General features: G+C 77.0%; 11 protein-coding genes. 7 read left to right on the top strand and 4 right to left on the bottom strand.

What is annotated here, in order from left to right; genetic code table 11:
• Positions 1 to 14: 14 nt before the first annotated feature.
• From BDZ31_RS12035 to BDZ31_RS12025, 3 genes are read left to right on the top strand one after another with little or no spacing between them, the layout of a single operon-like run.
• Positions 15 to 1217 (top strand): ABC transporter ATP-binding protein, encoded by a 1203-nt coding sequence (locus BDZ31_RS12035; RefSeq protein ID WP_183342322.1) that lies wholly within the window; start codon positions 15 to 17, stop codon positions 1215 to 1217.
• Entirely contained in the window at positions 1214 to 2056 is an 843-nt protein-coding gene (locus BDZ31_RS12030) for an SDR family NAD(P)-dependent oxidoreductase (protein ID WP_183342320.1), read from the top strand. The genes BDZ31_RS12035 and BDZ31_RS12030 overlap by 4 nt, the downstream gene beginning before the upstream one ends.
• Complete coding sequence (locus tag BDZ31_RS12025) at positions 2053 to 3291, top strand: SMP-30/gluconolactonase/LRE family protein (RefSeq protein WP_183342318.1); 1239 nt, start codon at positions 2053 to 2055, stop codon at positions 3289 to 3291. The genes BDZ31_RS12030 and BDZ31_RS12025 overlap by 4 nt, the downstream gene beginning before the upstream one ends.
• A gap of 63 nt (positions 3292 to 3354) precedes the next feature.
• Here the strand turns inward: BDZ31_RS12025 and BDZ31_RS12020 are convergent, their stop codons facing one another.
• The 3 genes from BDZ31_RS12020 to BDZ31_RS12010 are packed head-to-tail and all read right to left on the bottom strand — an operon-like array spanning position 3355 to position 6332.
• Positions 3355 to 4566, bottom strand: a complete 1212-nt coding sequence (locus tag BDZ31_RS12020) for a DUF4432 family protein (RefSeq protein WP_183342316.1) — start codon at positions 4564 to 4566, stop codon at positions 3355 to 3357.
• Between the two features lie 3 nt (positions 4567 to 4569).
• Positions 4570 to 5379 (bottom strand): bifunctional 4-hydroxy-2-oxoglutarate aldolase/2-dehydro-3-deoxy-phosphogluconate aldolase, encoded by an 810-nt coding sequence (locus tag BDZ31_RS12015; protein ID WP_183342314.1) that lies wholly within the window; start codon positions 5377 to 5379, stop codon positions 4570 to 4572.
• Positions 5376 to 6332, bottom strand: a complete 957-nt coding sequence (locus BDZ31_RS12010) for a sugar kinase (protein WP_183342312.1) — start codon at positions 6330 to 6332, stop codon at positions 5376 to 5378. The genes BDZ31_RS12015 and BDZ31_RS12010 overlap by 4 nt, the downstream gene beginning before the upstream one ends.
• A gap of 107 nt (positions 6333 to 6439) precedes the next feature.
• On the opposite strand from BDZ31_RS12010, the gene BDZ31_RS12005 reads away from it, so the two are divergent.
• From BDZ31_RS12005 to BDZ31_RS11990, 4 genes are all read left to right on the top strand, one after another.
• Positions 6440 to 7240: an IclR family transcriptional regulator gene (locus tag BDZ31_RS12005; protein WP_183342310.1), complete on the top strand. Its 801-nt coding sequence runs from the start codon at positions 6440 to 6442 to the stop codon at positions 7238 to 7240.
• A gap of 40 nt (positions 7241 to 7280) precedes the next feature.
• Positions 7281 to 8051, top strand: coding sequence for an SDR family NAD(P)-dependent oxidoreductase (locus BDZ31_RS12000; RefSeq protein WP_183342308.1), 771 nt, complete (start codon positions 7281 to 7283; stop codon positions 8049 to 8051).
• Positions 8052 to 8190: 139 nt separating this feature from the next.
• Positions 8191 to 9552: a hypothetical protein gene (locus BDZ31_RS11995; protein WP_183342307.1), complete on the top strand. Its 1362-nt coding sequence runs from the start codon at positions 8191 to 8193 to the stop codon at positions 9550 to 9552.
• Between the two features lie 181 nt (positions 9553 to 9733).
• Positions 9734 to 11404 carry a vWA domain-containing protein gene (locus BDZ31_RS11990; RefSeq protein ID WP_183342305.1) on the top strand — a complete coding sequence of 557 codons (1671 nt, stop codon included), beginning with the start codon at positions 9734 to 9736 and terminating at the stop codon, positions 11402 to 11404.
• Positions 11405 to 11454: 50 nt separating this feature from the next.
• Here BDZ31_RS11990 and BDZ31_RS11985 read toward each other — a convergent pair whose 3' ends face one another.
• Entirely contained in the window at positions 11455 to 12222 is a 768-nt protein-coding gene (locus tag BDZ31_RS11985) for a FadR/GntR family transcriptional regulator (protein WP_183342304.1), read from the bottom strand.
• Between the last annotated feature and the right edge of the window lie 15 nt (positions 12223 to 12237).

The following is a 12237-nucleotide window of genomic DNA, read 5'->3' as shown; positions in this document are numbered from 1 at the left end:
GAAGGAGGCTGACGATGGCATCCGTCACGATCGCCGACGTCGAGAAGGTCTACGCCGACGGCACCCACGCCGTCAAGGACCTCTCGATCGACGTCGCCGACGGCGAGCTGCTCGTGCTCGTCGGCCCTTCCGGCTGCGGCAAGACGACCGCGCTGCGGATGGTCGCCGGGCTGGAGGAGATCAGCGGCGGCACGATCTCGATCGGCGACCAGGTGATCAACCACCTCGACCCGGGCGAGCGCGACATCGCGATGGTCTTCCAGAGCTACGCGCTCTACCCGCACATGTCGATCTACGACAACATCGCCTTCCCGCTGAAGCTGGCGAAGGTGCCGAAGGCCGAGCGCGACGAGAAGGTCCGCCGCATCTCGAAGGTCGTCGGGCTCGACGAGCACCTGGGGCGCAAGCCGCGCCAGCTGTCGGGCGGCCAGCGGCAGCGCGTCGCGATGGCGCGCGCGATCGTGCGCGAGCCGCAGGCCTTCCTGATGGACGAGCCGCTGTCGAACCTCGACGCGAAGCTGCGCGTGCAGATGCGCGCGGGGATCGCCGAGCTGCAGCGCGAGCTCGGCGTCACGACCCTGTACGTCACGCACGACCAGGTCGAGGCGATGACGCTCGGCGACAGGGTCGCGGTGATGCGCAAGGGCTACCTCCAGCAGCTCGCGCCGCCGGAGGAGATCTACCGCCGCCCGGCCAACATGTTCGTCGCCTCCTTCACCGGATCGCCGCCGATGAACCTGATGGCCGGCCGCCTCGGCGACGACGGCGCGACGCTCGCGGTCGGCGACTGCGAGCTGCGGCTCGCCGAGAGCGAGCGGCGGCCGCAGCATGCCCGCTTCGCCGGGCGCGACGTCGTCGTCGGCATACGCCCCGAGCGGACCGCCGACGCCGCGCTCGGCGACGGCGGCGGCGCGGCCGCGGCCGGGCGGACGCTGCGCGGCGTCGTCGCGGTGCGCGAGGCGCTCGGCTCCGACGTGCTCGTCTACTTCCACCTCGACGGCCTCAGAGCGCTGCCGAAGGCGACGTGGGCGCACGCCAACGACGTCGCCCCCGACGAGGTCGAGCGCGAGGTCGGCGAGGAGGAGCTCGACCGCGTCGCCGTCGTCGCGCGTCTCGGCGCCGACAGCCGCGTGCGCGTCGAGGACCGCGTCGAGGTCGTCGTCGAGCCCGGCGCCGTGCAGCTGTTCGACCCCGAGACGGGAGACGCGATCGCATGAGCGCGCCTGCTGCGGACGGGGGCGGGAAGGTCGCCCCGCGCTTCGACGGGCGCGTCGCGCTCGTCGTCGGCGGCTCGCTCGGGATCGGGCTGGCGGCGGCCGAGCGGCTCGCGGCCGAGGGCGCGCGGGTCGTGCTCGGCGGGCACGACGCGGCGTCGGTGGAGGCGGCGGTGGAGACGGTCGCCGCCGCCGCGCCGGGCGGGTCCGGCGCGGTCGCCGGGGTCGCCGGCGACGTGCGCGACGACGGGTTCGCGGAGGCGCTGCTGGCCGCCGCGCGCGAGCGCTTCGGCGGTCTCGACGTCTTCGTCTACTCGGCCGGCGTGCAGCGCTACGGCACGCTCGAGGCGACCGACCGCGAGACGTGGGAGGAGGTCTTCGACGTCAACGTCGGCGGCATCCACCGCGTCGGGCGGCTGGCGCTGCCGGCGCTGCGCGAGCGCGGCGGCGGCGCCGTCGTGCTCGTCTCCTCGGTGCAGGCGACCGCCTCCCAGCAGGGCGTCGCCGCCTACGCCGCCTCCAAGGGCGCGATCAGCACGCTGACGCGGGCGATGGCGCTCGACCACGCCGCCGAGGGGATCCGCGTCAACGCGGTCGCGCCCGGCTCCGTCGACACGCCGATGCTGCGCTGGGCCGCCGACCTCTTCAAGGGCGGCGAGACGGCCGACGCGATGGTCGCCCAGTGGGGCTCGACCCATCCGCTCGGCCGCGTCGCGACGACCGCCGAGGTCGCCGCGGCGATCGCCTACCTCGCCAGCGACGACGCCGCCTTCGTGACCGGCGCCGAGCTGCGCGTCGACGGCGGCCTGCTGGCGAAGGCGGCCGTGGAGCTGCCGCGATGAGCGGGGCGAGCGAGATGAGCGCGGGCGCGGGCGGCGCGGCGCGGGACGTGGGCGCCGCGGGCGCGTCGGCGGGCGTCGGTGGGCCGAGCGCGGCCGCCGGCGGCGTGGGCGGGTCGGCGGGCGTCGGTGGGCCGAGCGCGGCCGCCGGCGCCGCGGGCGCGTCGGCGGGCGTCGGCGCCCCGCTGTTCGACGCCGAGGTCTTCTTCGACGCGACGACCGGGCCGGTGCGGCTCAGCCATCCCGAGTGCGTCGCCTTCGACGCCGACGGGAACGCGTGGTGCGGTGGCGATCGCGGGGAGATCTACCGGATCGCGGCCGACGGCTCGGCGATCGAGCAGGTCGCCTCGACCGGCGGCTTCGTGCTCGGCGTCGCGCTCGACGGGCAGGGCTTCCTCTACGCCTGCGACCTCGCCGAGCGGGCGCTGTTCCGGGTCGAGCTGGCGAGCGGCGCGATCGAGCGGTTCGCCGACGCCGGCGGCGCGATGGCGACGCCGAACTTCGCCGTCGTCGACCCGGGGCGCGGCTGCCTCTACCTCTCCGACAGCCGGGCGATCGCCGAGCCGGGGGTCGCGATCTGGCGGGTCGCGCTCGACGGCGGCGACGCCGAGCCGTGGCATCCCGGGCCGCTCGACTTCGCCAACGGGATGGCGCTGTCGGCCGACGGCGACGCGCTCTACGTCGCCGAGACGTGGGCGCGGCGGATCGTGCGCGTGCCGATCGCCGCCGACGGCTCCGCCGGCGCCGCCGAGCCGGTCGTCGAGACGCCCGGCGCGCTCCCCGACGGCATCGCGCTCGACGCAGACGGGCGGCTGTACATCGCCTGCTACGAGCCGTCGCGCGTCTACCGCCACGACCCGCGCGGCGGTGTCGCCGGCGAGGTGGGCGGCGGCGTGGCGCGGAGCGTGGCCGGCGGCGGCGCGGGCGGCGTGGCGCGGAGCGAGCCCGGCGGCGGCGCGCGCGGTGTGGCGCCGAGCAAGCCCGGCGGCGGCGCGCGCGGCGAGGCGCGGAGCGCGGCCGGCGGCGGCACGGGGCGCGGTGTAGCGCCGAGCGAGCCCGGCGGCGGCGCGGGGCTCGAGCTGCTGCTCGACGACCCGACGGCGCACGTGCTCTGCCACCCGACCAACTGCGCCTTCCGCGGCGAGGAGCTGTTCGTCGCCAACCTCGGCCGCTGGCACCTCTCCCGCGCCGCCGTCGGCGCCGCCGGGCTGGAGCTGCCGGGCCAGCGCAGCGGCTGACGGCGCCCGCGCATTGGCTTTCCGCACGTGCTGATGACGTGCGGAGAGCCAATGCGGCGCCGGTCAGGCGGAGAGCCCGTCCGGCAGGACGGTCGCGCTCCAGGCGAGCGTGCGCTCGGCGCGCGGCGGGAGGCGCAGCGCGGTCTCGTTCGCGACCGCCTCGGCGAGGCCGTTGGTCGGCTGGCTGGAGCAGGGCTCGAGGCCGACGACCCAGGCGTCGCCGAACCACGGCCAGCCGTCGGTCGCACCGAGCTCCTGCCACAGCCACAGCCACGGCAGCGTCGCGCGGTCCCAGTCGAGCCGGAACGCCGGCTTGCCGGGGCGGCCGAGCTCGTACCAGCCCTCCGGCACGTCGAGGTAGAGCATCTCGCTCGGCTCGCCGCGCGGCGGGATGACGGAGAGGTCGAGCGGCTCGCCGGCGGCGGCCGCGCGTGACGCGCCGGGGCCCGGCGGCGCCGCCGGGCGGTCGAGCGGCTCGCCGGCGGCGGCCGCGCGTGACGCGCCGGGGCCCGGCGGCGCCGCCGGGCGGTCGAGCGGCTCACCCGCGCCGTGCGACGCGCCGGCGGCCGGTCGCAGGCGGGCGGCGGCGCGTGCGAGCGGCCAGGCGAAGGGGGCGCCGTCGCCGGGGTCGATGCGGCGGCCGCCGAGGGCGACGTCGTCGGGGTGGGGGAGGACGCGGGTGCCGTCGGGGAGGCGGATCCGCATCCCCGGCTCCAGGAACGGCGCGCCGAAGACGACGTGCCAGCCCCACATCGCGCGCTGCTCGACGGCGCCCTCGTTGACGAGCCGCTCCCGCACCCGCACGACCGGCTCGCCGGCGCGCAGCGTCATCGTCCGCTCCAGCAGCAGCGGGAGCCGGCGCAGGCGGACGCGGAAGCGGACCGCGACCTCGGCCGGCGTGTCGGTCACGATCTCGTGGTCCCATGGCGCGAGGTGGGCCTCGCCGTGCTGGCCGAAGGCGGCGCCGGCATGCGCGGAGGGAGCGCCGGCGCTCGGCAGCACCTCCTGCCAGCCGCCGGGATACCAGTCGAGGTAGGTGGCGACGTCGTCGTGGCCGCTCGGCGGCCGGCGCGCCGGGTTGGCGAGCGGCTGCTCGCGCGCCCAGCAGAGGTCGAGGTCGAGCGGCTTGTAGAGCAGCTCGATCACGTCGGCGCCCTTGCCGGCAAGGACGGTCAGGCGCAGCGGCTCGTTCTCGAGCGTCACGAGCGCCATCCCGTCGACCTCGGCCTCGCTCACGCGCGCGCCGTGGTTGCGGCGAAGGCGGTGGAGCGCCATCGCTCAGGCTCCGTCGGCCGGCTCGGCGCCGTGGGCGCCAGGCAGCGGGTCGGCGGTCGCGGCGCCGTCGCCGCGCCCGCCGCTCGCGGCGGTGGCCGGATCCGTGCTCGCCCCGCCGCCCGCGCCCGCGCTCGCGGTGGTGGCCGAGCCCGTGCCCGCGCCCGACCGCTCCCGCGCCGCCGCCAGCGCGTCGCTCCAGCGGCGGGCGCGGCGCGTCAGCTCGTCGGCGTCGCCGCGCATGATCGCGTCGGCCGGGGCGAGGTCGCCGCCGGCGCCGACGCAGGTCGCGCCGGCCGCCAGCCAGTCGCCGAGGTTGTCGGCGGTGACGCCGCCGGAGGGCATGAAGGCGATCCGCGGGAACGGCGCGCACAGGACCTTCAGCAGGTCGACGCCGCCGATCGTCGCCGGGAACAGCTTCAGCAGCCGGCAGCGCTCGGCCGCGACCGCGACCTCGGTCGGGGTCCAGACACCGGGGATCGCCGGCAGCCCGGCCTCGGCGGCGACGTCGATCGCGGCGTCGCAGCGGTGGGGGCTGACGAGGTAGCGGGCGCCGGCGGCGAGCGCCTCGCGTGCCTGCTCTGCGGTCTCGATCGTGCCGGCGCCGACGAGCAGGCGCGGGTCCTCCGCGAGCGCGGCGATCGCCTCGGCCGCGCGCGGGACGGTGTAGGTGACCTCGATCGCGGTCACGCCGCCGTCGGCGAGCGCCCGGCCGGCGGTGACGACCAGCTCAGGATCGGGGGCGCGCATCACGGCGACGACGCCGCGCTGCTGGAGCGAGGCGATCGTCGCGGTCTCGGTGTCGACGTGGCTCATCGCACGACCTCCTCAGGTCGGCCGAGCCGTGCCAGCTCGGCGCGGGTGGGAAAGGCCTCCCAGTCGCCCCGCCCGGTGCAGGCGAAGGCGCCGCAGGCGGCGGCGGTCGCGAGCCGCTCGGGCAGCGGGCGGCCGGCGAGCAGCTCGGCGAGGTAGCCGGCCGCGAAGGCGTCGCCGGCGCCGACCGGGTCGACCGCCTCGACCGGCACCGGCGGGACCGGCAGCTCGCCGTCGGCGGTCACCGCCAGCGCGCCGTCGGCGCCGAGCTTGACGACGACGATACGCGGCCCGCGCGCCAGCAGCCAGGCGCCGAGCGCGCTCGGGTCGCCGGGCCAGCCGAGCGCAGCCGCCTCGTCGGCGCCGACGAAGAGATGGTCGGCGCGGGCGGCCAGCTCGAGCAGGACCGGCGCCGCGTCGGCCGGGCTCCACAGCTTCGTGCGCAGGTTGACGTCGAAGGAGACGGCGACGCCGGCGTCGCGCGCCAGCTCGATCGCCGCCTCGACGGTCGCGCGCGCCGACGGCGACAGCGCCGGCGTGATGCCGGTGAGGTGGAGGACGCCGGCCTCCGCGATCGCCGCCGCGTCGAGGTCGTCCGGCCGCAGCCGCGCGCCGGGGCCGGTCGCGCGGTAGTAGGAGACCTGCGCCCCGGCGGCGCTCGCGCGCTCCTTCAGCATCAGGCTGGTCGGCGCCTGCGGATCGGCGGTCGCGGCGACGGCGACCTGCTCGGCCCGCAGCGTGCGGGCGATCAGCTCGCCCAGCTCGTCGTCGCCGAGGCGCCCGATCCAGGTCGCCGGCGCACCGAGGCGGCGGACGCCGATCGCGGTGTTCGACTCGGCGCCGCCGACGCTCAGCAGCAGCTCGTGGGCATGGCGCAGGCGGCCGGGCTCGCGCGTCGTCAGCAGCGCGAGGCTCTCGCCGACGGTGACGAGCCCCGGGGTGGTGTCGGCGGTCATGGTCCGGTACTTTAGAACACCGTTCCAAACTGTGCTCGGCGCGCTGCTGCGCCGAGGAATGGCGTTTTGGGGGTGATATGCACCCCCAAAACGCCGCTGCTCCCCCGATGGCGACCACCGACACCACCGACACCCGGCGCACCGGCGAGGCGAAGGCGCTCGTGAAGGGGATCGCGCTGCTCGACGAGCTGCTCGCGCGGCCGGGCGGCGCGACGCTCGCCGACCTCGCCCGTGCGACCGGCCTCTCGAAGCCGACCGCCCACCGGCTGCTCGCGAGCCTGCTCGACGCGCGGCTCGCCCGCCTGCACGACGACGGGAGCTATGCGCTCGGTCCGCACTGCCTCGCGCTCGGCGGCGGCTTCCTCGACGGCGTCGACCTGCGCCGCGAGGCGCTGCCGGTGATGCGCGAGCTGGCGCAGACGACCGGCGAGACCTGCCATCTCGGCGTGCTCGCCGGGATCGGCGGGCGGGCCGGCGCCGAGGTCGTCTACATCGAGAAGGTCGACAGCCGCCACGCGGTGCGGATGCAGTCGCGCGTCGGCGCGACGCAGCCCGCGCTCACCACCGCGCTCGGCCGCGCGATCCTGTCGCGCTCCGACGCCGCCACCGTCGAGGCGGTGCTCGCCGCCGGCGTCGAGCCGCGCACCGTCCGCACGACGACCGACCCGGAGGCGCTGCGGGCGCTCCTCGCACGGACGCGCGAGCGCGGCGTCGCCGTCGACGACGTCGAGAACGAGCCGGGCGTCCGCTGCGTCGGCGCGGCGATCGTCGACCACGCCGGCAGACCGGTCGCCGCGCTGTCGGTCTCCGGCCCCGAGACCCGCATCACCGAGCAGGAGGCCGAGCGGGTCGCGCCGCTCGTGCGCGAGGCCGCCGCGGCGGTGTCGCGCGCGATCGGGGGCGCCTGAGCGCCGGCCCGCCGGCAGATCGACCGAGAGAGGACGAGAGATGACCGCAGCATCCGCACCAGCCGCCGCACCGGCGGCGCCCCGCTTCGCCGACCGCGTCGTGCTCGTGACCGGCGCCGGCTCGGGGATCGGCCGCGAGATGGCGCGGCGGTTCGTCGCGGAGGGGGCGCGCGTCGTCGGCGCCGACCTCGACCCGTCCGGGGTGCCGGAGGGCGCGGAGGGCGTCGCGCTCGACGTGACCGACGGGGCGGCGGTCGAGGCCGCCGTCGCCGGCGCGGTCGCGCGCCACGGCCGCCTCGACGTGCTCTGCAACAACGCCGGTCTCGGCTCGACCACGGACGTGCTCGGCTGCACGTTCGAGGAGTGGGAGCGGGTCTTCGCCGTCAACGTCACCGGCGTCTTCCACGGCGTCAAGGCGGCGCTGCCGCACATGCTCGCGGCGAGACGGGGCGCGATCGTCAACACCGCCTCGGTCGCCGGCATGGTCGGCCTGCGCGACCGCGCCGCGTACTGCGCGAGCAAGGGCGCGGTGATCGCGCTGACCAAGCAGATCGCGGTGCAATACGCCGACACCGGCGTCCGCTGCAACTGCATCTGTCCGGGGACGGTCGACTCCCCGTGGGTCGGGCGGCTGCTCGACGCCGCCGACGACCCGGCCGGCGCGCGCGCCGCGCTCGTCGCGCGCCAGCCGGCCGGCCGGCTCGGCCGCCCCGACGAGATCGCCGAGGCGGCGCTCTACCTCGCCTCCGACGCGGCCGCCTTCGTCACCGGCTCCGAGCTCGTGATCGACGGCGGGCTCACGGCCGGCTGACGGCGCGCCTCACCGCGGCAGAAGCCCGCCGCCGCGCCAGCGCGCGGGCGCCGCCGCGGCGCCCGCGTCCGACGTTCGGCAGAGCCGGCCGCGCCGAACGCACGATGTGGCGCGCGCCGGCCTCCTCCACGCTGGGGCGATGCGACGCACACTGATGGCGGGAGCGGCCGCGCTCGCCGGCGGGCTGGCGCTGAGCGCGCCCGCCGCGGCCGACTCGATCGCCTACCTCAAGAGCAACGACGTCTGGATCGCCAACCCCGACGGCTCGGGCGAGTACCAGGTGACCCGCGACGGCAACGCCGGCCTGCCGTACATCGCGGTCTCGCAGGCCGACGACGGCACGATCGCCGCCTCGCGCGGCAACAGCATCCTGCTGCTGCGCCAGAACGGCTCGGTGATCCGCGAGATCGACCCGCCGACGCTGCGCAACAGCTACTCGCACGCGATCGACGGCAAGCCGATCCAGGTCGCGATCTCGCCGGACGGGAGCCGCATCGCCTACACCTTCGTCTCGTTCGAGGCCGAGGGCGGCGGCGCCGACATGACGCGCCCCGCGACCGGCTTCGTCGACGCCGCGGGCAACAGACTGCCCGGCAACCTCTACAACGCCTTCCCCTCGTGGGTGACGAACACGCGGCTGCTGACCTCCGGCGGCTACCTGTGGCACGTCAACATCCACGACCAGGGCCAGGAGGTCGAGAGAAACTGGCTGACCGACCTCGAGACCGACCTCAGCGATCCGGAGGTCAACCGGCAGGGGACGCGGGTCGTGGCGGTCCGCGGCCACGGCGCCAACAGAACGATCGTCACGTACGACACCGTCGGCGACGTGCTCGCCGGCTGGCCGTCGAGAATCGGCACGACCGCGATCTGCTCGATCGGCGAGCTCGACGGGCTGTCGGGGCCGAGCTGGGGGACGGACGGCAACGCGCTCGCGTGGGGCGCGCCCGACGGCATCTGGACGATGGGGCAGGCGGGCACGTGCGAGGGCGCCCAGCCGCGGCTGACGATCGCCGGCGGCAGCCAGCCCGACTGGGGTCCGGCCGACGTCAACCCCGGGCCGCGCGAGGAGCCGCCGCCGCCCGACCGGCCCGGCCCGCCCGACCAGCCCGGCCCGCCCGACCAGCCGGGACCGCCGCAGAGAAGAGGAGGGCCGAGCGCGGTCAAGCCGCGCCTCGCCGCGAAGGCGAAGGCCGCGGCGCTCGCCAAGCGCGGCCTGACGGTCCGCTACCGCTGCGCCGCGCGCTGCACGGTCAAGGTGACGGTGACGACCGACAAGGCGACCGCCCGCACGCTGAAGCTCGGCCGCGGCGCGCGGCTCGGCAGCGCCTCCAAGAAGGCGCGCAAGGCCGGCGACGTCGCCGTGACGGTGCGCGCCGGCGCGAAGCTCCGCGCGCGGCTCGCGAAGCTGCGCAGAGCGACGCTGACGGTCCGCACCGTCGTGACGCCCCAGGGCGCCAGAGCGCGCAGCTTCACGCAGCGCGTGCGCGTGGTGCGCTGAGGCGGGGGGCGACGATCCGAGCCCGCGCCGCACGGCGCGGGCTCGCGCCGCCGCCCTCGCCGCGCGCTCCCCGGCGCGCGTTGCGCGCTGTCCGCACGGTCGCGCCGTCGGCGCGGGCGCATCGATCCCCGGCGAGGTGCGTCGAAAGACCGGTTCTCTGCGGTAAGGTGCCCGCTTCGCGATGGACCGCGTGCCGGGACATAGCGTCAGGGGACGGCGCCTCCGCGGCGCGCTCGTCGGCATCCTGCTGGCGGCGGCGCTGCCGCTCGCCGGCGGCGGGGCGGCGAGCGCGGCCGCGGTCCCGGTCGGCTGCGTCGCGGCCGGCGACGTCGCGGTGATCGTCGACGACTCCGGCTCGATGGCGCGCAGCGACCCGCTCGGCCTGCGCCGCCGCGCGACCGAGCTGCTGCTGACCAAGCCGACCGGCCAGCAGCGGACGGTCGGGGCGGTCGAGTTCGGCGAGGACGCCGGCTCGCTGTTCGCGCCGGCGCAGGTCGGCGGCGCGCGCGGCTCGATGCTGGCGGCGCTCGGCGCGCTCGACGACGACGGCTGGCTGGGGAGCGGCGGATCGACCGACTACGACGCCGCGTTCGCGGCCGCCGCCGAGCAGCAGCCGGCCGCCGACGCGCGGATCTTCCTCACCGACGGCGGCCACAACGACGGGGCCTACCTCGACGGTCATGTCGGCGGGCCGCGCACCTACGTCGTCGGGCTGGGGATCGGCCCGGCACGCACCGGCTCCGACGCCGCGACGCTCGAGCGGATCGCGCGCGAGACCGGCGGCGCCTACTTCCCGCTCGACCGCACCGGCCGCGACGGCGCGGCGCTGCAGGCGAGCCGCCTGCAGTCGGTCTTCAACGAGATCGACGCGCTGCTCGACTGCACCACCGTCGCCACGCGCCGGACGGTCGCGCTGAGACGGCAGGGCCGCAGCAGCCGGCCGCTGACCTTCTCGTTCGGCGGCCGGGCGGCGATCGAGCTCGTCACCAGCTGGGTCAGCGACCGCGCCACGATCGACGTCGCCTCGATCGTCGTCTGCGACCGGCGCGGGCGCGTGATCGCCGACCTGCGCGGCCGCAAGGCGCGGCGTGGGAGACCGCGCCGGATCAAGCTGACGGTGCGCAAGGTCCGCGGCGGCACCTACGTGACGGTCGTCGTCAGACGGCCGCGGCGCGGCGTCACGGTCAAGGTCCGCGTCAAGGGCACGAGGCTCCCGCGCCGCGAGCGGCCGACGGTGCAGGCGCGGCCGCTCGACGACTTCCCCGCCGCGCCGCCGCCCGCCGCGACGCCCGCGCCCGCCCCCGCCCCGCCGGCCGACCCCGCCCCACCGGCCGCGCCCGAGCCGCCGGCTCCCGAGCCACCGCCCGTGACGCCGCCGAGACCGCCGCGGCGGGTCGACCCGTACGACAACTACGGGCCGGCCAACGCCGGCCGCGCGATCTGCCGCGGCAACCCCGGGCGGCCCGAGTCGATGCCGGGCGGCACCGTCTCGCAGACGTTCGCCGTGCCGGCCGGCGTCGCCTCGATCGACCGGGCCCTGGTCCAGATCGACCCCGACGATCGTGTCACCGCCCACGCCACGCTGCACGTCAACGGCCACCAGCGCGCCGCCGCGACCGCGGCCGCCGCCGGCGACACGACCTTCGCGTTCGCCGCGATCCCGGTGCGCGCGGGCGACACGGCGATGCTGCGGATCGCGTTCACCGCGACCTTCGGCAAGATCGTCACCGTCTACACCGCTGGCGCGCCGGGCGGCACGTTCGTGGCGTCGAACTCCTGCCCCGACGGCGCCCCGAACGTCACCACCGGCGCGACCGGCCTGCGCGCGGTCGTCTCCGGCTGGGATCGCTGAGCGTGACCGTCGGCTCGGTCGGCCGCGCCCGCTGACGCGCGCCGGGCCGCTCAGTCGGCCGCGCGCTCGCTGTCGCGCACGGCGATCGCGAGCAGCGCGCGCATCTCGGCCTCGGCGCGGTCGGCGTCCTGCGCCCGCACCGCGTCGATCACGGCGGCGTGGAGGCGCAGGCCGCGGCTCGTCGGCGAGCGGCTCGCGTGGACGACGACGTCGCGGGCGCGCAGGCCGACGAGCACGACCTCCTGGATCGGCAGCAGCAGCTCGTTGTGGCTGGCGTGCGCGAGCGAGCGGTGGAATGCGATGTCGGCCTCGACGACCGCGCGGGCGTCGCCGGCGTCGTCGGCGCTCGCCATCGTCTCGAAGGCGGCGTCGAGCGCCCGCAGGTCGGCGTCGGTGCGGCGGTCGGCGGCAAGCCGGGCGGTCGCCGGCTCGACGATCCCGCGCACCTCGGCGAGCGCGGCGAACAGCCTCGACGGCCCGGCCGCGAACTCCCATCGCAGCACGTCGGGGTCGAAGAGGTTCCAGTCGGCGCGCGGCCGCACGAAGGTGCCGCGCTTGGGGCGCGCGTCGACGAGCCCTTTGGCCGCCAGCACCTTGAGCGCCTCGCGCAGCACGGTGCGGCTGACGTCGAGGTCGCGCTCGAGCGCGACGAGGTCGAAGGTCTGACCGGCGCTCAGCTCCCCCGCGACGATGCGGTGGCCGAGCGCGTCGACGACCTGGCCGTGGAGTCCGCGCAGCGCGTAGGCGGTCGTCGCGCGCGTCGCGGCGGCGCCGCCGTTCCCTCTCGCTGATTCCCCCGGAGGGGCGCTCGCTCCCATGGCCCGGCACTGTAC

The organism is Conexibacter arvalis (genome assembly GCF_014199525.1).
GTDB lineage: Bacteria > Actinomycetota > Thermoleophilia > Solirubrobacterales > Solirubrobacteraceae > Conexibacter > Conexibacter arvalis.
This window is presented reverse-complemented; position numbering and strand designations above follow the sequence as displayed.

Excerpts from the sequence above, each read along its gene's own strand:
- BDZ31_RS12035 (WP_183342322.1), top strand. The coding sequence starts at position 15 with ATGGCATCCGTCACGATCGCCGACGTCGAGAAGGTCTACGCCGACGGC.
- BDZ31_RS12030 (WP_183342320.1), top strand. The coding sequence starts at position 1,214 with ATGAGCGCGCCTGCTGCGGACGGGGGCGGGAAGGTCGCCCCGCGCTTC.
- BDZ31_RS12025 (WP_183342318.1), top strand. The coding sequence starts at position 2,053 with ATGAGCGGGGCGAGCGAGATGAGCGCGGGCGCGGGCGGCGCGGCGCGG.
- BDZ31_RS12020 (WP_183342316.1), bottom strand. The coding sequence starts at position 4,566 with ATGGCGCTCCACCGCCTTCGCCGCAACCACGGCGCGCGCGTGAGCGAG.
- BDZ31_RS12015 (WP_183342314.1), bottom strand. The coding sequence starts at position 5,379 with ATGAGCCACGTCGACACCGAGACCGCGACGATCGCCTCGCTCCAGCAG.
- BDZ31_RS12010 (WP_183342312.1), bottom strand. The coding sequence starts at position 6,332 with ATGACCGCCGACACCACCCCGGGGCTCGTCACCGTCGGCGAGAGCCTC.
- BDZ31_RS12005 (WP_183342310.1), top strand. The coding sequence starts at position 6,440 with ATGGCGACCACCGACACCACCGACACCCGGCGCACCGGCGAGGCGAAG.
- BDZ31_RS12000 (WP_183342308.1), top strand. The coding sequence starts at position 7,281 with ATGACCGCAGCATCCGCACCAGCCGCCGCACCGGCGGCGCCCCGCTTC.
- BDZ31_RS11995 (WP_183342307.1), top strand. The coding sequence starts at position 8,191 with ATGCGACGCACACTGATGGCGGGAGCGGCCGCGCTCGCCGGCGGGCTG.
- BDZ31_RS11990 (WP_183342305.1), top strand. The coding sequence starts at position 9,734 with ATGGACCGCGTGCCGGGACATAGCGTCAGGGGACGGCGCCTCCGCGGC.
- BDZ31_RS11985 (WP_183342304.1), bottom strand. The coding sequence starts at position 12,222 with ATGGGAGCGAGCGCCCCTCCGGGGGAATCAGCGAGAGGGAACGGCGGC.